Origin of the sequence: Salinivibrio sp. IB282 (genome assembly GCF_001995685.1) — a bacterium.
Classification (GTDB): Bacteria; Pseudomonadota; Gammaproteobacteria; order Enterobacterales; family Vibrionaceae; genus Salinivibrio; species Salinivibrio kushneri.
Genome location: NZ_MUET01000021.1, coordinates 17,977 through 42,040, shown reverse-complemented (window position 1 = coordinate 42,040; position 24,064 = coordinate 17,977). Strand labels below are relative to the sequence as shown.

Here is a 24,064-nt window from a genome sequence, read left to right as displayed (position 1 = left end):
TATGTATGGATGGCATCAATAACAAGGATTAACGGTTATATTACGTTTCATGCACTTATCGCGATCAAAGATAGCGTCATATTGCACATAACGATAGCATTTACCCAGTTAACTCGCTGATTTCGTGCCATAAGCAACAAAATTGACACCCGATGTCGTGTTTGAAGAAGGGAAAAAAGATGAAAATTTGCCAATGGGCGCAGTACAGTGAATCTGAACGTGTGTATCACGATACCGAGTGGGGCGTACCGACATTTGATGATCAAGCGATCTTTGAGTTCATTTGTTTAGAGGGCGCGCAAGCAGGATTAAATTGGCGGCTAATACTGGAAAAACGGCAGGCTTATCGTGACGCTTTCTCTCGCTTCGATTTTTATCAGCTTGCCGCGGTGGCTGAACCAGATATTGCTGAGATCATGGCCAACCATGAGATTGTCCGTAATCGACTGAAGGTGGCCTCTGTGTTTACCAATGCCAAGGCTGCAGTAACGCTGGTGGAACAGTACGGATCATTGGCTAAGGCACTTTGGCAGTTCACTGACGGTGTACCGATTGTGAACCAGCATCAATCAGATGCCGATGTGGCTACTGCGACGGACAAGTCCCGTGCCATGAGTCGCTTTTTGAAAAAGCGTGGATTTAAGTTTGTGGGAGAAACCATTTGTTATTCGTTGATGCAAGCGCTGGGCATGGTCAATGATCATGTCGTCACGTGTCCGCGGTATCAACCCTGTTGCGAACTGGCCGATTCGGTAAAAGCGCACACTCAGAAGTAACGGCGGAATTGCCAGAATCGCGCTTGCCAGTAAGGATTATCAATTCGTGACACTGTCACACCCTTGGAAGCTGACGCATGCATAAATCGCTGCTCGCCAAGGTAAACACCAACATGACGCAAGCCTGGGCGGATATGAAAGAACACCAGGTCGCCTTGTCGTGCGGATTGATAGTCAATGGCATAGCCGGTTTTTGCTTGGCCGTGGGTGGTGCGCGGTAGTGGCGTGGCGAGCGCTTCTTGATAGACGCGTTGCGTATACGCTGAGCAATCGATGCCTTGGCGTGAGGTACCTCCCCACCGATAAGGGGTGCCTTGCCACTGACGATAAAGTTGGGTAAGTGCTTGGTCTAGCGCTTGATCGCTAATCGTTTTGTCCGGTTTCGGCATGTCAGCTGTCGTTGCCGCGTCACGCTGCATCGCACAGCCTGCCAGAAAAACGGTAAAAACGAATATCACTAACCAATGCTTCATACACTGCCCTTAATGCAGTTACGCCCGGCCTCTTTGGCTTTGTACAAGGCTTTATCTGCCAACTGTAATACCTCGTCGGGGGTGTCGGCTTGCGAGGCATCGGCATAGCCAATGCTAACAGTAATATTGACCGGTTTTTTGTCGCTGGCATGTCCGCGCTTTTGCCGGCCTTGCTTGTCATCATGAGGACGCGATTCATCACGCAGCACTAAGGGGTAATTGGCGATATCCTCACGCAGGGCGTCAAGAAACGGTAGGCAGTGTTCGTTGGTTTTTCCTTTAAACAACAAGGTAAATTCTTCGCCGCCGTAACGAAAGGCACTGGCGCCTCCTTCACAATGTGCCATATGTTTGGCGACGAGCTTAAGGACATCGTCGCCTGTTTCGTGACCATATTTATCGTTAAATTTTTTAAAGTGGTCAACGTCGAGCATCGCGAGGGTATATTGGCGGCCCAGATGTTTGAGCTCGTCTTCAAGTGCGCGACGCCCCGCAATTTCGGTAAGCCCATCCACAAAGGCCAGTTGGTGGCTGAGCGATATCTGGTTGGCAATCAATAACACACCTGCCAACGAAAATATCAGCGAAGAGATAAAAGGCACATTAAAAAACACCAAGGTTGTGACACCGCATAACACGCTGACAAAGGCGGCATGGTCCTCAATACTATTTTTGCGCAACAGTCGAATGATACTGACACAGACCAAAATAGAAAGCAGCACGATCAGCAGCGATGGCATGGGGCTCACTGACGTTACTCTGACTAATACCGGGTGTTGATGGAGAGAGATAGACAGCTCACCGAATTGCTGCACGAGAAGCGCACACCAGCCGATTTCCATACCAATGGCGAGGAAAAAGAACAGACCAAATCGAGAGGTGAGTTTTTGATCGCGTACGATGATCATATACAGCAAGTTAATCGGTAGCGCGACCGTGAGCAGCAAGTACTCCATGTAGGTCGTGCCATGATTGAGTGGCGATTGTAGTCGCGTAAGGATCACTGTGTATCCCACTAATAAGATCACCACCATCATACCGACGCGGGCGCTTTTGAATAAGTGGCTTAAAAGGAGCGCGGTGAATAACAGAAAATACGGCGCCGCGTAAATTAGGTTGTAATAGGGAGCTAGCGAGTCCATCAAGGGTTGATAGCTCGCGGCAAGCAGCAGCAGTAAAACAATGGGCGTCCCCATACGGACCACGGATGAACGCGAAAATCCCATGAAACCTCTTATTGGGTTGAGGTAACACCATTAACGTACCACGGATAGCTGCTTAGGGGGTGGCCTGACGCTGAGAATGTGATAACTGCAATGGTCTAGCGAGTCAGTTTATTTTAATGATTAGACTATCATTTTGGGGGCAAAAAGAAAGCCAAGCGATGCTTGGCTTTCTGCGGATATTTTGCACGACGGGCGTGGTTAGAGCGAGAACAGGTTTATTCGCTCGGTGACGCGTCAGGCAGGGTAAATACCTGGGTCGGCTTGGCCACAATCGAGCGCGTTGTCTCTTTAATATCGGCGATAACGACTTCTAGGCTATCACCGAGCTTGAACTCAATATTCCCGTCGATAGTCACTGTGCCCGTCTCTTTATCACAAGCGATACGCGTTTTGTTATCCATAATCAACGACGATGGAATAAAGGCAGGCGCGCCATTTTCAAGCAAGCGTACACGCATTCCGGCTCGGTTGATGTCAAAAATCTCCGCGGTGTAGCGAGTTTGCGCTTCAACTTCTGGCTTGAGCAAGCGGGTATAGAGCCAATCAGCGACATCGCGCTCGGCCATCCGGTGATGCTTACGATGACCGGCAAGCTCTTCACCCACGGTATCGGCAGGGGCATAGGCCTCTGTTTCGCCGCGAATAATCGCTTTGAGCAAACGGTGGTTGATCATATCGCCGTATTTACGGATAGGTGATGTCCACGTGGCGTAGACATCTAGGCCCATCGCGTAGTGTGGTGCTGGCTCATGACCAATTTCGCTGTAGGCTTGGAAACGGCGCAAGCGATTATCGAGATAGGTGGTATCTAAGCTATTTAACCAGCGACGGAGTGCGCTGAAACCTTCGACGGTGGCTAGGCTTTCGCTGTCCGCTTCGCCGTCGTGCGCTTTTACCAGCTCGACCACGTCGTCGAGCTTTTCACTGTTAAAGCCGGCGTGTGTGTTAAAGATACCAAACCCGAATGCGTCACGAAGCTTGCGACCCGCGCAGATGTTGGCGCTGATCATCGACTCCTCCACGATCCTATTGGCAATGCGGCGCTGATCGGTGTGGATGGCAATCACATCGTTGTCTTCGCTGAGCTCAAAGCGATAATCAGGACGGTCGGGGAAGGTCACCGCATGCGTTTCACGCCACTCAATGCGAGCAAGTRCAAACTGGTGAAGCTGATGAATTTGGTCGGCGATGGCCGGTGTTTCTGGTTGCCATGCAGCCTGTTCGCCTTGTTCGATATAGTCAGATACCTTGTCGTAGGCCAGCTGGCCATGTGACTGAATCCAAGCCGAGAAGAACTCTGCGTCATCGGCAATGGTGCCATCGGCAGCGATATTGAAGGTACAGCAAAGCGCCGGGCGCTTTTCGTTGGCTCGTAGTGAACATAAGTCATCACTCAGATCACGCGGCAGCATTGGGATATTGCGCCCAGGCAAGTAAATCGTGAACCCGCGGTCACGCGCGACTTTATCGAGCGCCTCATCGGCATCAATGTATGCCGTTGGATCGGCAATGGCCACTGTCATGGAAAAGCCACCTTGTGAGTTAGCTTTTACATACAGGGCGTCGTCCATGTCTTTGGTGGATTCACTGTCGATGGTCACAAACGGTAAATCAGTCAGGTCGCGACGTTCGAGTCCTTGCTCCAGCAGTGGCCACTCATCTTTTGGTGCCGGCTCTTGGTTGGGCAAGTTGTGTTTTGCCAGCGTGACCCACCAAGGCGCAATTTTATCCTCCGCATCAGTGATTTTTTCACTGACCTGGCACATAAAGTTGTCATCGCCTTTCAGTGGATGGCGGATGAGGGACGCGACGACCCAGTCACCTTCTTTCAAGTTGTCTTGCGACAAGCCACGCTGCGTTTTTGCGCGCTGGGCGTCTTTCATTTGCGGGTGATCGGGAACCACGTTGAGACGGTTACGGACCCACTGCACACGGCCAATAAAGCGATCTAAGCTGGCTTCTACCAGCGTATCCGGCTCAGCCACTTCGCGGTCTTTCTCGGTGCGAACAAAGGCTTCAACACGGTCACCGTGGAGCACTTTCTTCATATAAGGAGGCGGAATAAAAAGGCTGGTCTTGTCATCAACTTCGAGGAAGCCGAAGCCTTTTTCGGTGGCTTTTACCTGGCCTTCTTTTTTCGGCAAGGTTTCTTGGATTTGTTGCTTTAACTGTGCTAGCAGGGGATTGTCTTGAAACATAACTCGGGTCTCGATAAACGGATCGCCACACTATACGGATTCACTGTTTCAAAACCAACCCGTGACACTAAAATCCTGTGACTCGATTTAAACGTATGGAAAGTCCGGAGAATGACCGAGACCTTTGTTGCCTCTATGTACAAATTGCTATAAACCTGCTCACATGCCGCAAATTTTGTGAACTTGTTCAACTTTTTCTGGCTTTTTTAGTGTAAATAGCGCAGAATGCACATCCTTAATGACCGAGGCCCATGGCGCTGGTGACTAACACTGTATAAAAGACAGTGTTGCATGGTTGAGCAGAACGCTTGAGGGGCCCCGTTTCGCTACACTCTATAGATTGGGATCCCAATGCAAGAATCTGTAACCAAATTTCGCCAGTTAGATCTGGCCGACACCCTTTTGTCTGCGCTTGACTCAATGGGCTTTGAAACCCCCACACCTATCCAAGCCGCTTCTATCCCTGTACTCCTCGAAGGCCGTGATGCGCTCGGTAAAGCACAAACCGGTACGGGTAAAACCGCTGCATTCTCGCTGCCGCTGTTGAACAAAGTCGACTTAAGCCAGCGTAAGCCACAAGCTATCGTTATGGCACCAACGCGTGAGCTTGCCATCCAAGTCGCGGCGGAAATGAAGACGCTGGCACAAAACATCAAAGGCTTAAAAGTCCTTGAGATTTACGGCGGTGCGTCGATTGTTGACCAAATGAAAGCGCTGAAAAGCGGCGCGCACATCGTGGTTGGTACGCCAGGACGTGTGAAAGACTTGATCAACCGCGATCGCTTGAAACTCGACGAAGTGCATACCTTTATCCTCGACGAAGCGGATGAAATGCTCAAGATGGGCTTTGTGGACGATGTTACCTGGATCATGGAGCAAGCGCCTGAGAGTGCACAGCGCATCCTGTTCTCGGCAACCATGCCGCCTATCGTTAAACAAATCGTTGATCGCTTCTTGCGTGAGCCGGCGCGTATCGACGTCGCGGGTAGCAACCGTACGGTTGAGAAGGTTGAGCAGCAGTTCTGGGTGGTTAAAGGTGTTGAAAAAGACGAAGCGATGAGCCGTCTGCTAGAAACGCAAGACACTGATGCGTCTATCGTCTTTGTGCGCACCCGCCAAGACACCGAGCGTCTTGCCGACTGGTTGTCAGCGCGTGGTTTTAAATCGGCGGCACTGCACGGGGATATCCCACAGTCACTGCGTGAGCGCACGGTTGATCACTTAAAGCGTGGCGTGATTGATATTTTGGTCGCGACTGACGTCGTGGCACGTGGCCTTGATGTACCGCGCATCACTCACGTATTTAACTATGATATTCCGTTTGATGCGGAGTCTTACATTCACCGTATTGGTCGTACTGGCCGTGCTGGCCGCGCGGGTAAAGCGATTCTGTTGGTGCGCCCTAACCAAATGCGCATGCTGCGCACGGTTGAGCGTGTCACGCAGACCAAGATGGAAGAAATTCAGCTGCCAAACCGCGATAAAGTGGCGGAAGCACGTGTCGCTCAACTAGCCGGCGAGTTAGCTGAAAAGAAAGATGGCGATGCCATGGCACCTTTCGTTGATCTGATTGAGCAACTGCAAAACGATATCGACGTGGATGCAACCACCTTGGCAGCGATGCTGTTACAACGCCAGCAAGGCAAGCGTCCATTGTTCTACAAGGGCCCAGACCCGATGATTGCAGCGATGGAGCGTGAGAAACAACGCCGTGAACGTCGTCGTGATGACCGTCAAAATGGCACTGACCGTCGTGACACCAACCCAGCTGATTGGGATACGTACCAATTGGACGTGGGTCGTGAGCAAGGTGTTCAGGTTAAAGATATTGTGGGTGCTATCGCGAATGAACTTGGCTTAAACAAGCAAAACATTGGCGCGATCAAACTGGCCCCGGCACATACGTTTGTACAGCTGCCGAAAACCATGCCGAAAGACGTGTTTGCACAGTTGCAAAAACTGCGCATTCGCCAAAAAGAGACCAACGCACAGCGTGTTGAAGGTCAGATCATGCGTGAGCGTCGTGGTGGTGACCGCAATGGTGGCGGTCGTGGCCGTAATGAGCGTGGCCGTGGCGAACGTCGTTTCAACCGTGACCGCGGCAACGAGCGTCGTGGTGGCCCTGCGCGCGGCGAACGTCGTCAAGCACAGTAAAATTAGGAAGCCGGGCAGTGAAGCCCGGCTTTTTTTTAACGTGTCTGCGATGTAATGCCTTGTATGCAGGGTATTAACGACGTAGATATGAGGTCTTTAATCCACAATGACATTCAGGAATAAGACCGATATAGTTAAACGGTGAGGTGATAAGCGTCACGCCACTGTTTGTCGCTACGCGTGGTGGCGATGGATCGATAAACCACGAGCGTGTTAATGATGAGTTGCCTCTGTCATGATTAACTTTAAAAATACCCTGCGTCTACTTGGCATGCCTATTTTATGGATGGGTGTTGTCCAATTTGTTTTTGGACTCTTATCGCTTTTTATTTTCCGCGATGGTGTCTCAACTGACTTCTTTTATCCTTCCTTGCTAATGATGATTTCATCATTGGTCATCTCGTGGCTTTTTCGGCAAAGCAAACTCAATCAGGTCACCTTTCGCGATGCGTTACTGTTTTCGACGCTGACCTGGATATTGGTGGGGTTGCTGGGCGGTATTCCGATAGAGTTGGTCACTGGGGTTAACTTTACTGATGCCACCTTTGAGTCGATCAGTGCGCTGAGTACGGCAGGGGCCACCATTTTAAGTGGCTTGGACAATATGCCTGCTTCGTTCTTGCTCTACCGCCAATTTTTGCAATGGATGGGGGGGCTTGGCGTGGTGATCTTCGTGGTCGCGGTATTGCCAATGCTCAACGTGGGTGGCATGCGGCTATTAAAAGCGGAAACGCCCGGGCCAATCAAAGACGAAAAACTCTCCCCCCGAATCTCAAAAACGGCGCACTATTTGTGGGGGGTATATGTGGTGATCACCCTTGTATGTGCGCTGGCCTATTATGTGGCTGGAATGAGTGTGTACGATGCGATCGCGCATAGTTTTTCTACCGTCTCAACCGGGGGATTCTCCACCCACGATGCCAGTATGTGGCACTTTCAAAGTCATCTTATCTTAATGATTTCTAATGTGTTTATGCTGCTGGGCGCGATCAATTTTGGTTTGCATTTTCGTATTTTCCGTATCGGTTGGCGCGGTTTAAAACTGTATATCGATGATGAAGAGTCACGGGTATTTTTGATTGTGGTGGCGTGTCTCTCCCTAGTGCTGGGTTTTTACCTTTATGGTGAAGCTCGTTATGAATCGCTCTGGGTATCACTAAGCTTTGCGGCGTTCCATGTGGTCTCTTTTATTACCAGTACCGGGTTTGGGGCCGCGGATCTTAGCTCGTGGCCAGCGGCAACCGCTTTATTTTTAGTATTTTGTGCCTATCTGGGTGGCTGCTCAGGGTCAACGGCGGGCGGCAATAAAATTATTCGCGATATTGTTACTTTTAAAATCATTCGTCGCCAATTACACCAACTGGTACACCCCTCGGCCGTGATCCCGATTCGTTATCAAGACAAGGTGGTCTCGAACGATGTGACTCAAGCGGTGATGGCATTTATGTCGCTAGCCGCGCTGACCACCGGTGTGTTTACCCTATTAATGATGATGACCGGGCTCGATTTTTGGTCGGCATTTACCGCCGTGGTCGCCTGTATCAATGTGCTTGGGCCAGGTTTTGGTGAAGTAGGCAGTAACTTCCAACCGGTGACAGATACAGGCATTTGGATCCTAAATATTGCCATGATCTTAGGGCGTTTGGAGTATTTCACCGTATTGACGCTGTTTATGCCGCACTTTTGGCGTTGGTAACTAGACCAACAAGCAGAGCCCCGTGTATCGCCGGATCGCAGGGAGCGGTGATTACGTTTTCCACCGCACGGGGTGATGTCCAATCTTTGGAGTAGGTGGCGGCTTGCAGTGCCAAGTGAGGCAGTGTTTTGGCGCTAATGTCACTCTGTTCGGGAATATGCGTTTGTTGATTAAATTGACTCGCCGCGTCGRCCACGGCAGGGTGCATGCCGTTCTCTAGCCAATGAGCCAGCTCTGGCGTCCGATAGACGGGCCAACGATCAGGGTCTCGATTGAAAAAATGCTGACGAATGGTTTGGTATTGTTGTGCAAACGTCGCGGTTAAAGCGTGTGCTGGAAAAGAACGAAACATAGGTACAACCCTAGCCAATAGGGAGCAGGCAGTCATGTACTGCCTAATCGGGTGAACGTCAGCCATAGTTGGCTTGTGTCGTGCTGAGCCGAGTTTTGCTTGGTACGGGATATGGCGCCGCGGCCTTGCAACGCCAATCCCGCTGAGCTACAGGGCTTTGCTGACTTATTGCAATTTAAAGTTGTGAACCATGCGGTCTAACTCTTCGTTCGAGTGAGTCAGCGACTTGGTGGCCGCGGTGGTTTGATTGCCACTGTCTACCAGCTTATTCACCATATCCCGAATCGACAGCATGTTTTTGCTCAGCTCTTCCGCGACAGAGCTTTGTTGCTCGGTGGCCGTGGCGATTTGGGTGCTCACATCGTCGATTTCGGTGACAGATGAGCTCATGATGGTCAAGCTGTTAGACACTTCTGAGGTTTTGTCTGCCGTGGTCTGACACTGCTCTTTGGTTTTCTCCATGGCTTCGACCACACTCGAGGTGCCATCGAGTAACGCGGTGAGCATCTCAGAAATTTCCGTGGTGCTGCTTTGCGTGCGAGCGGCGAGGGCACGCACTTCATCGGCAACCACTGCAAAACCTCGGCCTTGCTCGCCAGCGCGCGCCGCTTCAATGGCCGCGTTGAGCGCCAGCAAATTCGTTTGTTCGGAAATTTCGCCAATTACCGTCAGCACGTCACTAATCCGGTTCGCATCTTTGTTCATGCTGGTGATTCGGCCAGACATTTCTTCCACTTCATCAACCAGTGCACTGACCGTGACGACAGCGTTATCAACCACTTTGAGTGACTGGTTGGCCTCTTTACTGGCTGAGGCGGTGATGCTGTTTGACTGAGAAACGTTTTCTGCAATGTTTCGCGCGCTCTCACTCATTTGAGTGATAGCGGTGACCACTTGCTCGGTTTCAGAGGAGTGCGCGTCGAGCACAGATTCGTTTTCGCTGGTCGTTTGGGAAAGCTGACTGATATTGGCGGAGATCGCCTGACTCGACTCGGCGACGCTCAATATCATGCCTTGTAAGTTCTCGACAAAGCGGTTGAAGCCGTCACTGATTTGCGCCAAATCATCATTGCCGTTCACGTCAAGGCGAGCGGTGAGATCCCCTTCGCCGCGCGACAGATCCAATACTGCTTCTTTGAGTTTGAGTAAGGGGCGATACGAAAACTGAATAATCGCATAAATGGCACCCAGACTGGCGATAAGGAGGACAACACCGGTGCCAATCGATTCGAATTGGGCATCGCGAACTCCCGCCAAGGCGGTTTCTTGGTCAACAAAAACCATCAGGGTCCAATACCTGTTTTCGGTTAGGTTGACTCGCTGGAAATAGCCATCAAATTGAATGCCTAAATAGGGGAACGTGAGGTGACCTTGCTCGCTACTGCGGAACATGCTTTCCATCTGTGCAAAGTTCGCGCTTACCTGCGAGGGGGTCTTGCCGATATCATTAGGATCATCACTCGCGAAAAACACGGCGTTTTGATCCGCCAGTGTAGCCGCGCCCCCTGCAAAGCGCATCTCACTGACTTGCGTGATGACATCTTCTAACGGAATATCACCAAGCAGCGCGCCGATAAACTGGCCGTTTTCAAACACTGGTGCCACGGCGCTGATCACTTTTCCACCGGTGACCTTGTCCGTGTAAATGTCAGTCAAGTGAATGGACTGATCGGATTTAACCGTGCGGTACCAGTCTCGGTCTCGGAAGTTATATTCATTGGTGGTCACACCATTACCATTGTGATTAGACATGTACGACGTACCGTTTTCGTAGGTCATGATCACATTGGCAATACCGGCGGTGTCCGCGAGCATACGGACTTGTGCGACATTCTCAGGCTCGGTCAAATTTCTCGAGAAGTGCCCGGCACCTTGCTCTACCGCAGTGAGCTGAGACTGAACTAATTGCTCTAATTCAAGCACATGGTGATCAACCTTGTTTTTCGTTTGTTCGACCAAGGCACTGACCATCTTGTCACGTAATGACATCGCATTGATCGAACCGAGAACCACCAGCGAGAGGGTGACGAGCAGCCCGACCCCCAAAATAATGCGTGATTTAAACCCTAAGGTCATGACAATTACCCCTTACTGAGCGCGTGTTTGCCTGTCTAAAAAGTAAGGGTGCTTCCTGTGCTTGGTGTGCGTGTATTGTCCGCTTTTTTATGCGGTTTTTTGTTGCCCAACCAGGAGTCACCCAGCCAACGTTTATTTGAAATTAGTGCTTATATTGCCTTTGTGCCAAATAAAAAAAGAAATTTTTGATAAGAATAACAATAGAGGGAGGGGGCGGTTTTTGCTAGTTGATAGATGAAAAGTGTATAACAATTTGGTGCTGTTTTGATGAAGGAATTATTAGGCAATAAAGACAGGGGTTCGGGTTTTAAACGCCGTGTAAGAGGCTTACTGATATAAGTGCTTTATTTTCAGCACCTATCAGCAGCGAGTAAGGTAAAACCAAACAGTGGTGAGGGGGTGAGAAGTATGAATGCTTGGCGTAATGATGTCGGCAATAAAAACCGTGTGGCGTACGCTGACTGACAGGTGCCAGCACCGATGCGAAGGTGCTGGTAAAACCTTATTCGGAGGAAGCGGTCTCAGGGATGATAAAGGCGTCAGGTTGTGCACGGTATTTTTCTACACTGGCGAGATACACCTCGCGCTGCCAATCGACTAAGGCGCTGGCTTCCTGCTGGTAAAGGGTTTGTGGCGCTTGGTTATTCACTACCTTCCATACGGCGTAGGCAGCTTGTTTATCGAGTTCAATTTTTTGTTTCTCGTCGGCAGGTAGATTCGCCAAGTTGACGTCCATAGCACATCTCTTATCTGATCAGGGCTCTTGGATCCTAACCGAGCTGCTCGATTCCAGCAAGATTTACTCGTCGTTTACCCCGAGCTGACATTGTGGCGTACTGGGTTGTTAGGCTAGTGGTTTTTAAACGATAGCCAGTGGACACCGTGATGACGTTTAATGAGCAAGACCGACAGGCTTTGTATGAGATATGGATGTCTTATAAAGCGAAAGCTCGGATTACCCAGATAGAAATGGCAAAAAAGCTTGAGATCAGCCACCTTAGCTTTTCGCGGTGCATTCACGGCGATGCCGTCCTTGATAGCCAGTTTGTGTTTGCGTTTTGCCAAGCAATGGGCGTTGAGCCGAACAAGGTTCTGCCCAGCTTGCGCGACCGCGAACAGGTCGAGCAAGACGTGCTCGTGACCAGTAAAGTGATCGTCGATGGGGCGATTGAAGCCGTGCATTATGAGGGCAGTACGGTGATTATCGAGTATCGCAAACCGCTTGCGCCTTCAGCCAGTGCGGCGCTTGAACGGGTTTCGTGAGCGGCGAGGCGGGTCAGTAGGGCAAGGGTCTGGTCGATTTTCCAGCTCTAACATAATGGTTTCGCGCTCGGTGTCCGTCATTTTTCCCCAGCGAACAATTTCGTCAAGCGTGCGCTTGCAACCGAGGCAAATGTCTTCTTCACGCCGACAGTGACCAATGCAAGGTGTTAACACGCGACCTCCTCAAAACGACCAAACTAGCAGACAGACAGTTGATAGGCTGTCTGTCTGACTCGAACATGACGCGTTAGTATAGCGAGTTTGCTATCGCGTCACCATGCCGCGTACTTGCTCGGCCCGTTCATCGTCTGTTGCCTCATCAGGCGCGGGAGTCAGTAATGCTTTTTGACAAGCAGGACGCGCGGCGAGTTTGTCTAGCCACGCTTGTAGCGCGTCTAATCCGCTAACATCGACACCGCTCCATTCATGGATCCTCGCCCATGGCCACGTGGCCATATCAGCAATGGTATAGCTATCTCCTGCCAAGTAAGGGTGCTGTTGCAGTTGCTTATCGACCACTTCAAGGAGGCGGCGGCCTTCTTTTTGATAGCGCTCAATCGCGGCGGGGATCGTCTCTGGGAAATAGCGATAGAAGACATTGGCTTGCCCCATCATTGGCCCCACGCCTCCCATTTGGAACATCAGCCACTGAATTGCCTGCGAGCGCGCCTTGGGATCCTTGGGTAAGAACTGCCCCGTTTTTTCGGCGAGATAAAGTAAAATTGCCCCTGACTCAAAGACAGGAAAGTCGCCATTGGCTCTATCGACAATCGCGGGAATACGACCGTTGGGGTTGATGGCTAAAAAATCGGGCTGTTTTTGCTCATTGGCCATGAGATCAACGCTGTGGAGTTGATAATCCAGCCCCATTTCTTCTAGCGCAATCGCCACTTTTTGCCCGTTAGGTGTCGCAGCAGAATAAAATTCAATCATATTGGCTCCTTGCTCGGGGGTGTCACGCGGTGAGTGATCCCGTAAAAAACCGGTCCCTTATCAATACAGGGCACTGCTAATCAGTATTGGGACCAATCTGTTTAAGATCAATCAGTGTGTGATTGACTGTGTATTGGGCCATATAAGTGACAGCGTCACACCATCTCCGTGTGGCCGGTTGGCAGCGACAAGCTCGGCTTGGTGAAAGTCGGCGATTAACCGTGCGATATACAGTCCTAAGCCAAGATGAGGCTTATCCGCGTTCTGACCATCAGGGCGGACACTGACCATAGAGTTAAAAAGTTGCTCGCGCATATGCTCGGGGAGCAATGGACCATGATTGCTCACGCTCATCGCGACCTGATGTGTATCTTGTGATAGCGATAAGGCGATGGGAGTGGTGCCGTCGTCAAACTCCACGGCATTGGCGATAAGCTTGTCGAGTAATTGCGCGAGATAATCAGGGACACCGCATACCTTTACGGTGTGGTGGGGCAGGCTTAGGGTAAAGGTCTTCTCTGGGTAAGCGAATTGGTAGCCTTGGGTACAGCCTTCTAGTAAGGCATTGAGATCCACAGTCTCCTTGTCAGCGTTATCAAAGCTCTGCTCTAGGCGGGTGGCCTCGGTTAACGTCGATAAAATCCCCGCGAGGCGCTGAACCCCATCTTGCGCGCGGTTAATGTAGGTTAAATGCGCTGGGTTTTCCTGGGTGTAGGCCATGTTCTCAAGCGAGGATCGCACCACGGCAATCGGCGTGCGTAGCTCGTGGGATAACCGCGAACTCATAGCTTCCAAGTAGTGATTATACCCGGCAATTCGGCTGACCATGTCGGCCATGGTGCGTGACAGCCGGCCAATCTCGTCATGGCTATGCGTGGTGGTTATGGCGCCGGTGACTCGGCCTTGGCTATCGATAGCGTGGTCGGCCTCGTGTTGGAGACGGCGTAAGCGCTTGGCGATATGGGATCCAAATAACAGCAGCAACAGCACTCCGGTACAAATCACTGCCAGCATGACGGAAAACAGGGTTTCCAATGCGTCATTACGTAAACTGCGAATGCCGTTGGTGGTCTCTTCGACGATCACCGCCCCGGCGACACGGTCGTCGAGCCAGATAGGATAGGCGGCGGATAAGATCATCGCTTGGTTATCGTCCGAGCTGCGCCAACCCGCATAGGGCCGTCCTTGCAACGCTTGCTGTGCCTGCACGCCTTGGTAAATAGAGGCTTGCTGCATGGCGTCGATGAAGTGATCGGGTGGCGTCACGAGCAAGCGGTCATACCAGGGGCGCAGTAGTGTGTCGGTTATCCAGGGGATCAACCCCTCTGGTTGGTCTGAAGGCGACTGAGGCTGCCAAACGCCATTGGAGGTTTGAATATCGCCATCTTTGGCGAGCACGCGACTGTGTTTGTCGACGACCCAAACGCGCGAGGCGTCGTTATTCATTCGCTCAATCAGAGATTGGATAGCGGCCGAGGGCATCATAAAGCTGCCCAGAGTGGTGGGCGAGCGCGTTGAAGCACTGCCGATGATGGCGTTAAGTGGCCGCTCGAAACCATTGCCGCGATCATAATAGGCAAGCGCCAGCTGCTGGCCAATCCAATTGGCGGGGAGTTTCACTTCAATGCTGTACCCTTTTTCTGTCGCTTGCCATTTTGCCGCGATGGGCAAGGGCTGAGCGGGGCCTTCCATCGTGATCTCATCAGCCCGCTCCGGTAGCCCATTGGCGAGATGAGTGATATGGGCATTATCGCTGTTGCGGGCTTGGCTGAGCGCGACGCGATAAAACGCCCCTTGAGGGGATGTGAGCGCGATAATCAAGTGATCTTGGCTGGTTATATCTCCCTTTTTCTGAGCTGGGGTTGGCGTCGTATCGGTGACATTGAGACCGAAATAAACAGAATCGGTATTGCTGCCGGTGAGCACTGACAACGCCAATTGGTCACTCTGGTAGGGGACTTGGTTAAAAATCAGGCCATCACGCTGGTAAAGGCGTTGATGATGGCGATCTGGGTGCCAGTCGCTCAAGTCGCCATCCAACCTGATGGGGTGGTTAAGACGAAAAGCGTGGAGATCCTTTCCTGGTTCCAGCTTTGAGGGCGTTTGCCGATAAGCAAAGAGCGCCGGTCGGTCATTCATCCCCATGGCAAAGGCGCGTGCCGTCCCCATCAAGGTTTGCTCTTGCCCTTGTCGTAGTACGGTTTCCATCTCCCACACATATTGGTACCCCAGATAGGGCAACAGCAGCAAAAAGCTCGATAGCACCACTATTTTGGTACGGATCCCAGCCAGGTGTTGCCATACGCGACGCGCAAGCGGGTGTAACTTCGCGATCATTCGGGGGCCTCATCCCAACGGTAGCCCATGCCATAAACGGTACTGATGCAATCAAACTGCTTATCAACCACCATGAATTTCTTACGAATTCGTTTAATGTGTGAGGTGATAGTGCTGTCATCCACCACAGCATGTGCTTCATCCATGAGCGCTTGACGGCTTTTAACATGCCCGGGTCGTTTGACGAGGGCGTGTACCATCCAAAATTCGGTCACGGTGAGATCAATCAGTTGGTCATGCCAATAGACCCGCATCCGGTCCAGGTCGAGGTCAAGAGGGCCACACTGGAGACGCTTATCCGCTTTAGACGGGCTTTGTGCCAATAAGTCTGAGCGACGGAACAAGGCGGCAATACGTGCCATTAAATGCGGCAAAGACACATCCTTGGTGAGGTAATCATCCGCGCCCATCCGCAACCCAACCACGGTATCAATGTCACTGTCGCGCGCGGTGAGGAATATAATCGGCACCGTCGCCGACAAGGCGCGGAGGGATTGGCAAAGGGCAAACCCCCCATCGATTTCATTGCCTAAGCCTATATCAATGATCGCTAGGTCGGGCAATTGCCGCTCAAAGGCCACCTGCGCGCTGGGCCGGTCTTGGTAGGTATGGACTTGGTAACCCTGGCGGCGAATAACATCGGCGTAGTTTTCTCGGATCGCCGCGTCATCTTCCACTATCGCGATGTGTTTCATAACTCTGTCTTCGTATCTTGCGTTGTGATGACTATACCCAAACTGTGTGCAGAGAAAACCCTCTTCGCGCATGAAACGTCAATTGCCATTTTTTTGCCACTATTGATCGCCAGATTGCCATTTTTACTCCCGCAAAATGCCTGATCGGCTTGTTTTAATGTCCTCATCGCCAGCACGGCACAACAACCACACTTTCGAGGACATTATGGATATCAAAAAAGCACTTACACACTCTGTATTCGCCGTTTCAATGTTCGCGGTCGCCACACCACAAGGGATGGCCGCCAGTGAGGTTGAACGCAATAAACAGCCTGAGTTGATCGGGATGGGAAGCGGTGCCATCGCAGGAGCGGTGGTGGCAGGCCCTGTCGGCGCGGTTGCAGGGGCCATTATTGGCACCGTGATGGGACAAAATGCCAGCTATGAAGACTTGGCCGACGAGCAGGGTGAGACGATTCAAACGATCCGAGACGAGAATCAATCACTGAGTCGGATTAGCCAAAAATACAATGAAGCGCAGCTTGAACTCGCGCGTTTGCGCAGTGCGCAGCATCAGGTGGACGATCTTGCCTTGGCGATGAATATTCAGTTTCGCACCAGCTCAGCAGATATCGAGCCGCACTTTATGATCCAGCTCGACGAGCTAGCCGGGTTTATTCAACAAATGCCAAATGCGCAATGGCAACTCGCAGGCTATGCCGACCCAAGAGGGCGTCAAGGCTATAACCAAGCACTGTCGGAACGCCGCGTGCAGGCAGTCAAAGATTATCTCGTCTCGTTAGGTGTGGATCCGCATCAGCTCAACACGGTGGCGTATGGGGACAGTCAGCCACTGGATAATCAAGCGGGAAATGAGGGCTTTTTCTTTGACCGCCGTGTGACGGTAAGCCGTATGGCGGATACGCCAACCGCTCAGCGTTAGTCACCCATCCCCGCGCTTTTTACAACACAACGCCTCATCGGTAGATTGAGCCAGCAGTCTGCGGGTGGGGTAACCCAAACAAGGAAGACGATAATGATAAGACAAGCCATTGATAAAGACATCGATGCCATTAGCCAACTCTGCGCACTTTGCCAGTCAGATAACGTAGACAAGCGTCAGATGCAGCGCCATATCAGGCACTTACTTAATCAAGACTTGGTGTCAGTCAGCGTGGCTGAGCTTTGCGGCTTGGTGGCGGGTGTGGTGGTCTGTCAGGTGATCCCACAATTAGGTTTATCAGGCCACATGGGGCGCATTAGCACCATTATTGTTGACGAACCATTCCGTGATATGACGTTGGGGCGTCAACTGCTCGTCGCTGCCGAGCAGGCGCTGATAGCAAGAGGGTGTGATCACATTGAAGTGGTTCCAAGTTACCACAAGGAAGATGCGCAGAGTTTTTATATGCACTGTGGTTTTCAGCTGACCCCAGAACGGTTGATCAAACCGCTGGCCGCGTGAGCAGAWGCTAAGGCAGGGCGGGATCTGTGCTGCTCAGTTCGCTCGAAACAGCGTCGGGCCACTTGCCTGTTGCTTCCCAAGTCAGCAATGCGCGTTTGGCGGTTAATCCCCCTCCATAGCCGACCAACTGTCCTTGGCGGCCAATAATCCGATGACAAGGGATAATAATAGAAATCGGATTTTTGCCATTGGCACTGCCTACAGCTTGGTTGGCTTTTGGATTACCGATCAGATGCGAGATCGCTTGGTAACTGGCCGTTTCACCAAAAGAGATCGATTGCAGTGCCTGCCATACGCGCTGCTGAAAGGCTGTCCCCTGCGGGGCAAGAGGCACCGAGAATAACTGTCGAGTGCCTGCAAAGTATTCATCAAGTTGGTGGCAGGCCAGCTCGAGAATAGCGCCGCTTTCTGGCGAACTGACGTGATCAGTATGATTCGGTGCGCGGTTAGGGAGGTACAGAGCGGTTAATCCCTGGTTATTGGCTAGCAATTTTAATGGCCCCAGAGGGGAAGAGTAGGCTCTCTTGCTCATGGTACCTCCGTGTTCGGCACGTTATTTCTTGTCTTGATTACAATAGGCGCAAGCGGTAAGAAAGGCATTTTCCTGAAAWTGCTTTAAGCCTAGCTCTTTTAAGTTTACATCGATGGGATGACGTTTTAGCGTTTGTTTCATCACGTTGGAGGAGAAGACTTCGGCGTCAACGCCTTCGATCAGTTGCAAAACAGCTTCCATTTTAAAGCCCGCACTACTACCTGCAAATTTGCCTTTGGTCTGGCGCTCACGGATAACGATTTTATCCACTTGATAGTCTTCGATGAGCTTGCTCATGGTGCGATGGAAATGTTGAATACTCTCTTGGGCTTCTGGCGAGGGCAGCGTAATTTTCTTGGCTCGACACTCAGGCACCGAAAACAAATGATTGTCACTATCTAGCAAGACCAGGTTCGCTTCATTCGCTTTTAAATCAACCGCGCAAACTCTCATTTTTCTCTCTCTATCTTAAGGCATTGTCACTGAGGGAGGGCAGTATACGCAAAAGCCTTCGCCTCGTCACAGGATTAACGAAATGCATCGACATTGATATCAAGCGCTTTCTCGCTGGTGGCGCGGGCGATACGCAAATCATGGCGCTTATCGAGATCAATATACTCGACGTCGCGAAAATGGTTACTGCGCACGGAGTAGAAGGTTTTCACAACTGGACGCGTGATGTCATCAAGGTTCTCTTGCCACACTAAACCAATACGCCCATCGACAAGTTCCACTAACGAACCAATCGGATAAAAGCCAATACACTGAATAAACGCACGCAACAAAGTGGGATCCAAATGAAACGGAGTCAGTCCCATCATGATTTTAAACGCTTCTGCCGGTGACATGGCTCGCTTATAGCAACGATCGGCGGTGAGCGCATCATAGATATCGACAATGCCACTCATGCGGCCAATCGTATGTATTTCTTCACCTTGTAATCCGTTAGGGTAGCCATTGCCATCAAGCTTTTCATGATGCATCAAGCTTACATCGCGAGCGATTTGTGAGAGGTCAGGGATACTATCCAGTACTGGCTGAGAAAAAACTTGGTGGAGTTTCATGTGGTCGAACTCTTCAGCGGTCAGTTTTCCCGGTTTATTGAGCACGTCATCGGCAACCAGCACTTTACCGATATCGTGCACTAATCCACCGACGGCAAGCTCTTGCAAAGTCGCGTGATCAAACCCCAGATGCCTGCCAAAACTCACCAACAAAAAGGCTACATTGAGCGAGTGCTCCATCAGGTAAGCACTCTTGTCGCGAATACCGCTGATCCAGGCAACGGCGTGCTGTCGTTCAAAGATATTATCAACAATACTGAGCCCTAAATCCTCGATAGGCGTCATATCGATAGGCTTATTGGCGTAGATATCTTTTAATAACCGACAAAGCTGTTGTTTTGAGGCATCGATTAATTCTCGGGCTTTTTCCATATCCGCGCCTGTCGCGGCATACTTCCCTCTGACCAAAGGGCCTTTGTAGTGGATCTCATCCAGGTTTAATAGTTGGTCCGCATCAACCCAAATATGCTTCACCCCACTTTGACGCAGCTTTTCAATCGTTTCAGGTCGACGCACATAGCCAGGTTTTGCCATACGTGTGCGGGAGTGTTCAGTTTCGATGTGTTCAACATACATGCCAAGGGTTAGCTGCTGTATACCAATTTTTTGCAACATCCTAGATTGTCCTTCCTACATAATCATCCCGATATGAATATCGGAAACAGTATTGCTCAAAGGACGTACCCACGCTATTTAAATGCGGCGAAAATTAAGTTTTTGTGCGCGCAAGATCATCCGCTCTGTAATGCGCTATGTGTGGTATCCTTGTGCGCCTTTTTTTTAATGACGCGAGTAACTATGCAAATCATAGCCAAACATACGGATGAGCGGGTGCTACCGCTGGAAGATAAAGCCATTATCAAGCGAAATGCTGCGCGAGCCATCGCGTTAGATGGTGATGAGATTTTGCTGATGTACACCGCACGCTATGATGATTACTCACTGCCAGGTGGCGGTATGGATGAGGGCGAAACGCCAGAGCAAGCTATGATCCGTGAGCTAGAAGAAGAGACAGGCGCGCAACAGATTCGAGATATTCGCCCGTTTGGCTGTTGTGAAGAGTACCGCCCTTGGTATCGTGATGGTGCGGATGTGATGCATATGCTGTCGTATTGTTTTTACTGCCGCGTTGATCGTGATCTCGGCACACCGACCTTTGAGCACTATGAAATCAATAACGGTATGCGGCCGGTGTGGGTGAGCATTGACCATGCAATTGCGCATAACAAAGCAGTGATGGCAAACAGCGAGAAAGCTGGCCAGTCGTTGGTGCGAGAAACCATGTTGCTTGAAATGATTGCTCAGCAGCGTGAGAACACCCAACAAGCCTCGGCGTAATCGACAAGGTCTGCTTCATGGACAAAGCGCAACTGATTAAATTGGCCAACATGCCCATGCCGTTTGGCAAGTACGCAGGACGTGTATTGATTGATCTGCCTGAAGAATACTTACTGTGGTTTCAAAACAAAGCCGAGTTTCCAAAAGGCGAGCTAGGAGAGCTGATGAAGCTGTGCCTGGCCCTCAAAGTGGAAGGGCTTGAGGAAGTGGTTCACCCTCTCAAGAATCTTCGTCCCGCCCACTAGCGGTCGATGACCCACAGCCTGTCGTCGCCGTTGATCTTCTGACTAAGTGCATAAAGAAGTTGTGCGCGGGCGTCGTCGCTGGGGGCAATCAGATCATAAATACCACTGACTGCTTGACCGTCTAACACTGTATCGACTCGCATGGCGGCGGCATAGGTTTCCCCGTTTTGAGTGCCGATGCATAGCGTTACTGTGGCGTCGTCAATTTCAACGCCATCTTCAAGCGCAAGCTGGGCAAAGTAAGCGAGCATAGTGGCGCGATCTGATTCTGGCCACTGTTGCGCCTGAAGCTTGGCGTATTGAATCATCAGTGGGTGGTTGTTGACCCAATATAGCGTTAGCGGTTGTTTGTCCGGTACGCTGGGTGGCTCGAAAGGTTGAGGAGGCTTAGCGGCGGCGTGATAGATATCAAAGCCCGCGAGGCTTTCTTTGGTTGGGAATTGCGCTTTTTTTACGTGGCATGCCATCCAGCGTTGTTTAACATCAAAATGGGAAATAATTTCAGACGCGTCCATAAACACCACATGCGATAACAACAATCAACAGGCATCATAACGGAGTGAGCAGAAATAACAATCGCTGCGCGATAGCACCCGACAATAAAGCCTGCCAGAGATCACAGCCCCAATCTGATTGCGTTTAAACTGGGCAGACGGAGCGGCTGTTGTCGCGTAAAATAGGAAGTATCGACAATGAATGATACTGCATTTAGGTTCCCCTTTTATGTCTGGACAGCGGCTACGTGCACAGTTCTCCCGCCTTTATCATCATTTCAATGGTGAAAGCACTGATACAACCTTGCAAGCTGTGGCGGATATTTTGGTCTGTACGCGGCGTAATGCGCGAATGGTGCTCAGCAAGCTAGAAGAGCAAGGGTGGCTTACCTGGCAGCCTTCCGTAGGGCGAGGGAAGCTCTCTCGTTTAGCGTTTTTGCGAAGTGAAATGGCACTGCGAGAAGAGCAGGCAGCACATTGGTTGGCGCAGGGCAAAATGGATCAAGCCTTGGCGTGCCTTGATCATGACTCGACCAAGCTCGCCGCCTTAATTCAAAAACAGATGGGGCCGAGTACGCAAAACGGGCGGCAAATTGTTCGCCTGCCCTATTACCGTCAACTCGAGACGCTGGATCCAAGCGAACCTTTGCGTCGTTCAGAGCAGCACTTGGTCGGGCAAATTTTTAATGGCTTGGTGCGTTATCGTGGTAGTGAACGTATCGTAACGCCGGACTTAGCCCACCATTGGGAGGCGTTGTCGCCGACTCATTGGCGGTTTTACTTACGTCCTGGTGTCCGCTTCCATGATGGTCAGCTAATGCGCGAGCAGGATGTGATAGCGAGCCTATCTGCGCTTTCTACGCGGCGTTTTTTTGCTCACCTTTCGCGCGTTGACTCGCCGGGTCCGCGTATGATCGATGTGCACCTTTCGTCCCCCGACCCAAGGTTTGATCACGCGCTTACCTTGCCAGAGGCAGTCATTCGTCCAGCCGATCGCCACCAAGCTCAATCCAGTAGTTATCAACCGATTGGGACGGGCCCTTATCGCGTGGCAGAGAAACAGCCACACCGCTTAGTTCTCGAGGCATTTGATGATTATTTTGGTTATCGTGCCCTGACCGATGAGATCCAGATTATGGTGTTTGATGAGGCGGCAATGTGCTATCTCACTCCCAGTACCTCACTGACGCCGGAGCGATTAGCCAGCCATCAAACGACCTTGAGTCAAAAGTTAGAAATGGATCAGGGGGCCGGTTATTTATTGTTGAATTGTCGCGATGGATTAGCAAAGCAACCCGCATGGCGTGAATACCTACATGCCAAGCTCTCATCGCTGCAACTACTTCCACGCTTGGCGCATTGTGGCATGGGTGAATACCGATTGTTCAATGCGTATGGACTGATGCCAGGTTGGATGCATCATGGCCTTTCGTCCATGTCACCAGTCGTGCCGTCGCCAACGTCATTGACCGTGGCGTATTTATCTGATCATCCTCTCTATCCCCTTCTCGCCAAGGCAATACACGCGCACTTACTTGAGGATGGTATTCAAGTGAAAACCCTGGCATTGTCACCTACCGACTATTTTAGTGGTCAATATGGCCGCAAAATCGATATCTGGTTAGGGGCGATGAGCTTTGGAGAACGCGGACAGGCAGGGTTATTCAACTGGCTGGGGACGCATGATCTGGTATTGAGTGCCTGCACGGATCCCATGCTCAAAACCATTGAAAGTCACACGCAGCGTTGGCGAGACACGCAAGATGATAGCTGTGCTGAGCACTTAGCCCGTTGTCTGGTTGAGCATCAAATGGTGCCGTTGTTTCATATTTGGATGGGTGTCATGGCAACGCCAGATCTCCAAGATGTGGCATCGAATGCAGTGGGGTGGTTTGATTTTAAATCTGTGTGGCACAAACCACATTAAAGACTGTTATTGTCCTCTTCAACACCGAGCGGAAACGTGGCGGTGAGTAAAAGGTATTTGTGCAACGGTAAGCCATCTTTTTTGCGAAACAAAGGGTGAAAGATACGATATCGCCCCTCAGTTAACCCTAAGGGTGCGATGGTCTCAGCAAGGCTCGATGTCGCGCTGGTCAGGCGTATTCCTTGCGCGCGATAGGCGTCTGCGTGAATTGGCTGGTGTCCCAACCACCATGAAGGAACGGCCTTACTGGCGTTGGTGCGATCAATCCAGTGATCACTGACCACAATCACGCGTCCAGGCTCAGCCGGGTTGGTGATGCCATGATTCAGTAGCCAAGCAACGTCACGCACCAGGGCATCACGACAAGCGTTATTGCCGCTGAGTAGGCGATGGGCGAGTATGTATATCGCGCTGCCATCAAGTTGTAGTTGATAGACGGTTTGGCTATGTGGGCGGGTATCGTCGAGCAAATGAAACGTTGCGGGCTTGTCGTGTGCATCAAGCACTCGCATGAGTCGGCGTGCGAGTGCTTTGCCCATGTGGGGATCACGCATTCCCCGGTTGTGAACCGTCGGATAGTGATGCTCGCACAATTTGACACAATCTTGCTGAAACTGGCGCAGTGCCAGCGAGACCAGATCATCTAACAAAAACCCGTTACTCCTACCAAAAACGTCTTGAACGCGGATGTCGTCCTGTTGCGCGGACTCATCAGGGCACACAGCCTAAAGTATGCAGTATATCACTTAAATCGCCCAATAAATCAGGGAGAAACGCTACTTTGTGCGCACTTTCTCATCGCGGGGAGGGGCTGAACGGCGATCGGTACCATGTTGTGACC

General features: G+C 51.1%; 24 protein-coding genes. 9 read left to right on the top strand and 15 right to left on the bottom strand.

What is annotated here, in order from left to right; translation table 11 throughout:
- The first annotated feature begins 179 nt into the window (after positions 1-179).
- Positions 180-776, top strand: coding sequence for a DNA-3-methyladenine glycosylase I (locus tag BZG14_RS06745; RefSeq protein ID WP_077608310.1), 597 nt, complete (start codon positions 180-182; stop codon positions 774-776).
- Here BZG14_RS06745 and BZG14_RS06740 read toward each other — a convergent pair.
- From BZG14_RS06740 to BZG14_RS06730, 3 genes are all read right to left on the bottom strand, one after another.
- Complete coding sequence (locus tag BZG14_RS06740; protein WP_077608309.1) at positions 767-1,249, bottom strand: C40 family peptidase; 483 nt, start codon at positions 1,247-1,249, stop codon at positions 767-769. The genes BZG14_RS06745 and BZG14_RS06740 overlap by 10 nt on opposite strands.
- Entirely contained in the window at positions 1,246-2,475 is a 1,230-nt protein-coding gene (locus BZG14_RS06735; protein ID WP_077608308.1) for a GGDEF domain-containing protein, read from the bottom strand. The genes BZG14_RS06740 and BZG14_RS06735 overlap by 4 nt, the downstream gene beginning before the upstream one ends.
- Before the next feature lie 215 nt (positions 2,476-2,690).
- Positions 2,691-4,673, bottom strand: a complete 1,983-nt coding sequence (locus tag BZG14_RS06730; RefSeq protein WP_077608307.1) for an exoribonuclease II — start codon at positions 4,671-4,673, stop codon at positions 2,691-2,693.
- A gap of 351 nt (positions 4,674-5,024) precedes the next feature.
- Here BZG14_RS06730 and BZG14_RS06725 point away from each other — a divergent pair, with 351 nt between their 5' ends.
- Positions 5,025-6,827, top strand: a complete 1,803-nt coding sequence (locus tag BZG14_RS06725) for a DEAD/DEAH box helicase (protein WP_077608306.1) — start codon at positions 5,025-5,027, stop codon at positions 6,825-6,827.
- A gap of 235 nt (positions 6,828-7,062) precedes the next feature.
- A complete protein-coding gene (locus tag BZG14_RS06720) occupies positions 7,063-8,523 on the top strand; it encodes a TrkH family potassium uptake protein (RefSeq protein WP_077608305.1) in 1,461 nt (486 codons plus the stop codon).
- Here the strand turns inward: BZG14_RS06720 and BZG14_RS06715 are convergent.
- The 3 genes from BZG14_RS06715 to BZG14_RS06705 form a co-directional block, all read right to left on the bottom strand.
- Positions 8,498-8,875, bottom strand: a complete 378-nt coding sequence (locus BZG14_RS06715) for a hypothetical protein (protein ID WP_077608304.1) — start codon at positions 8,873-8,875, stop codon at positions 8,498-8,500. The two genes, BZG14_RS06720 and BZG14_RS06715, sit on opposite strands and share 26 nt — an antisense overlap.
- A 165-nt stretch (positions 8,876-9,040) precedes the next feature.
- Complete coding sequence (locus BZG14_RS06710) at positions 9,041-10,951, bottom strand: methyl-accepting chemotaxis protein (protein ID WP_077608303.1); 1,911 nt, start codon at positions 10,949-10,951, stop codon at positions 9,041-9,043.
- Positions 10,952-11,453: 502 nt separating this feature from the next.
- Complete coding sequence (locus BZG14_RS06705; protein ID WP_077486630.1) at positions 11,454-11,687, bottom strand: DUF3283 family protein; 234 nt, start codon at positions 11,685-11,687, stop codon at positions 11,454-11,456.
- A 149-nt stretch (positions 11,688-11,836) separates the two neighbouring features.
- Here BZG14_RS06705 and BZG14_RS06700 point away from each other — a divergent pair, with 149 nt between their 5' ends.
- Entirely contained in the window at positions 11,837-12,214 is a 378-nt protein-coding gene (locus BZG14_RS06700; protein ID WP_077486648.1) for a hypothetical protein, read from the top strand.
- On the opposite strand, the gene BZG14_RS06695 is transcribed toward BZG14_RS06700, so the two are convergent.
- From BZG14_RS06695 to pdsR, 4 genes are all read right to left on the bottom strand, one after another.
- The gene (locus BZG14_RS06695; RefSeq protein WP_077457855.1) at positions 12,182-12,388 is read right to left on the bottom strand and encodes a DUF1289 domain-containing protein; all 207 of its coding nucleotides are present in this window, start codon (positions 12,386-12,388) and stop codon (positions 12,182-12,184) included. The two genes, BZG14_RS06700 and BZG14_RS06695, sit on opposite strands and share 33 nt — an antisense overlap.
- Before the next feature lie 90 nt (positions 12,389-12,478).
- Entirely contained in the window at positions 12,479-13,147 is a 669-nt protein-coding gene (locus BZG14_RS06690; RefSeq protein WP_077486631.1) for a glutathione S-transferase family protein, read from the bottom strand.
- A gap of 111 nt (positions 13,148-13,258) precedes the next feature.
- Entirely contained in the window at positions 13,259-15,484 is a 2,226-nt protein-coding gene (pdsS, locus tag BZG14_RS06685; RefSeq protein ID WP_077608302.1) for a proteobacterial dedicated sortase system histidine kinase, read from the bottom strand.
- Positions 15,481-16,179, bottom strand: coding sequence for a proteobacterial dedicated sortase system response regulator (gene pdsR / locus BZG14_RS06680; RefSeq protein WP_077486633.1), 699 nt, complete (start codon positions 16,177-16,179; stop codon positions 15,481-15,483). The genes pdsS and pdsR overlap by 4 nt, the downstream gene beginning before the upstream one ends.
- Positions 16,180-16,384: 205 nt before the next feature.
- On the opposite strand from pdsR, the gene pdsO reads away from it, so the two are divergent.
- Entirely contained in the window at positions 16,385-17,101 is a 717-nt protein-coding gene (gene pdsO, locus BZG14_RS06675) for a sortase-associated OmpA-like protein PdsO (protein WP_158011734.1), read from the top strand.
- 93 nt (positions 17,102-17,194) lie between these two features.
- Positions 17,195-17,623 carry a GNAT family N-acetyltransferase gene (locus BZG14_RS06670; protein ID WP_077486635.1) on the top strand — a complete coding sequence of 143 codons (429 nt, stop codon included), beginning with the start codon at positions 17,195-17,197 and terminating at the stop codon, positions 17,621-17,623.
- A 7-nt stretch (positions 17,624-17,630) separates the two neighbouring features.
- Here BZG14_RS06670 and BZG14_RS06665 read toward each other — a convergent pair whose 3' ends face one another.
- The 3 genes from BZG14_RS06665 to BZG14_RS06655 form a co-directional block, all read right to left on the bottom strand.
- Complete coding sequence (locus BZG14_RS06665) at positions 17,631-18,155, bottom strand: methylated-DNA--[protein]-cysteine S-methyltransferase (RefSeq protein WP_077486636.1); 525 nt, start codon at positions 18,153-18,155, stop codon at positions 17,631-17,633.
- A 21-nt stretch (positions 18,156-18,176) separates the two neighbouring features.
- Positions 18,177-18,608 (bottom strand): DUF3010 family protein, encoded by a 432-nt coding sequence (locus tag BZG14_RS06660; RefSeq protein WP_077608301.1) that lies wholly within the window; start codon positions 18,606-18,608, stop codon positions 18,177-18,179.
- A gap of 74 nt (positions 18,609-18,682) precedes the next feature.
- Positions 18,683-19,834, bottom strand: a complete 1,152-nt coding sequence (locus tag BZG14_RS06655; RefSeq protein ID WP_077486637.1) for an HD-GYP domain-containing protein — start codon at positions 19,832-19,834, stop codon at positions 18,683-18,685.
- Positions 19,835-20,017: 183 nt separating this feature from the next.
- Here BZG14_RS06655 and BZG14_RS06650 point away from each other — a divergent pair, with 183 nt between their 5' ends.
- Together BZG14_RS06650 and BZG14_RS06645 are read left to right on the top strand one after the other, a co-directional pair.
- A complete protein-coding gene (locus BZG14_RS06650) occupies positions 20,018-20,557 on the top strand; it encodes an NUDIX hydrolase (protein ID WP_077486638.1) in 540 nt (179 codons plus the stop codon).
- Positions 20,558-20,574: 17 nt separating this feature from the next.
- A complete protein-coding gene (locus BZG14_RS06645; protein ID WP_077457835.1) occupies positions 20,575-20,802 on the top strand; it encodes a DUF3820 family protein in 228 nt (75 codons plus the stop codon).
- On the opposite strand, the gene BZG14_RS06640 is transcribed toward BZG14_RS06645, so the two are convergent.
- Positions 20,799-21,317, bottom strand: a complete 519-nt coding sequence (locus BZG14_RS06640; protein WP_131825168.1) for a hypothetical protein — start codon at positions 21,315-21,317, stop codon at positions 20,799-20,801. The genes BZG14_RS06645 and BZG14_RS06640 overlap by 4 nt on opposite strands.
- A gap of 208 nt (positions 21,318-21,525) precedes the next feature.
- Here BZG14_RS06640 and BZG14_RS06635 point away from each other — a divergent pair, with 208 nt between their 5' ends.
- On the top strand, positions 21,526-23,223 hold the full coding sequence (locus tag BZG14_RS06635; protein WP_077486640.1) for an SgrR family transcriptional regulator: 1,698 nt from the start codon (positions 21,526-21,528) through the stop codon (positions 23,221-23,223).
- On the opposite strand, the gene BZG14_RS06630 is transcribed toward BZG14_RS06635, so the two are convergent.
- Complete coding sequence (locus BZG14_RS06630; protein WP_069362919.1) at positions 23,220-23,873, bottom strand: hypothetical protein; 654 nt, start codon at positions 23,871-23,873, stop codon at positions 23,220-23,222. The two genes, BZG14_RS06635 and BZG14_RS06630, sit on opposite strands and share 4 nt — an antisense overlap.
- Between the last annotated feature and the right edge of the window lie 191 nt (positions 23,874-24,064).

Bases quoted from the DNA above. Each gene is read 5' to 3' on its own strand.
- BZG14_RS06745 (WP_077608310.1), top strand. From the start codon at position 180: ATGAAAATTTGCCAATGGGCGCAGTACAGTGAATCTGAACGTGTGTAT.
- BZG14_RS06740 (WP_077608309.1), bottom strand. From the start codon at position 1,249: ATGAAGCATTGGTTAGTGATATTCGTTTTTACCGTTTTTCTGGCAGGC.
- BZG14_RS06735 (WP_077608308.1), bottom strand. From the start codon at position 2,475: ATGGGATTTTCGCGTTCATCCGTGGTCCGTATGGGGACGCCCATTGTT.
- BZG14_RS06725 (WP_077608306.1), top strand. From the start codon at position 5,025: ATGCAAGAATCTGTAACCAAATTTCGCCAGTTAGATCTGGCCGACACC.
- BZG14_RS06720 (WP_077608305.1), top strand. From the start codon at position 7,063: ATGATTAACTTTAAAAATACCCTGCGTCTACTTGGCATGCCTATTTTA.
- BZG14_RS06710 (WP_077608303.1), bottom strand. From the start codon at position 10,951: ATGACCTTAGGGTTTAAATCACGCATTATTTTGGGGGTCGGGCTGCTC.
- BZG14_RS06705 (WP_077486630.1), bottom strand. From the start codon at position 11,687: ATGGACGTCAACTTGGCGAATCTACCTGCCGACGAGAAACAAAAAATT.
- BZG14_RS06700 (WP_077486648.1), top strand. From the start codon at position 11,837: ATGACGTTTAATGAGCAAGACCGACAGGCTTTGTATGAGATATGGATG.
- BZG14_RS06690 (WP_077486631.1), bottom strand. From the start codon at position 13,147: ATGATTGAATTTTATTCTGCTGCGACACCTAACGGGCAAAAAGTGGCG.
- pdsS (WP_077608302.1), bottom strand. From the start codon at position 15,484: ATGATCGCGAAGTTACACCCGCTTGCGCGTCGCGTATGGCAACACCTG.
- pdsR (WP_077486633.1), bottom strand. From the start codon at position 16,179: ATGAAACACATCGCGATAGTGGAAGATGACGCGGCGATCCGAGAAAAC.
- pdsO (WP_158011734.1), top strand. From the start codon at position 16,385: ATGGATATCAAAAAAGCACTTACACACTCTGTATTCGCCGTTTCAATG.
- BZG14_RS06670 (WP_077486635.1), top strand. From the start codon at position 17,195: ATGATAAGACAAGCCATTGATAAAGACATCGATGCCATTAGCCAACTC.
- BZG14_RS06665 (WP_077486636.1), bottom strand. From the start codon at position 18,155: ATGAGCAAGAGAGCCTACTCTTCCCCTCTGGGGCCATTAAAATTGCTA.
- BZG14_RS06655 (WP_077486637.1), bottom strand. From the start codon at position 19,834: ATGTTGCAAAAAATTGGTATACAGCAGCTAACCCTTGGCATGTATGTT.
- BZG14_RS06650 (WP_077486638.1), top strand. From the start codon at position 20,018: ATGCAAATCATAGCCAAACATACGGATGAGCGGGTGCTACCGCTGGAA.
- BZG14_RS06645 (WP_077457835.1), top strand. From the start codon at position 20,575: ATGGACAAAGCGCAACTGATTAAATTGGCCAACATGCCCATGCCGTTT.
- BZG14_RS06640 (WP_131825168.1), bottom strand. From the start codon at position 21,317: ATGGACGCGTCTGAAATTATTTCCCATTTTGATGTTAAACAACGCTGG.
- BZG14_RS06635 (WP_077486640.1), top strand. From the start codon at position 21,526: ATGTCTGGACAGCGGCTACGTGCACAGTTCTCCCGCCTTTATCATCAT.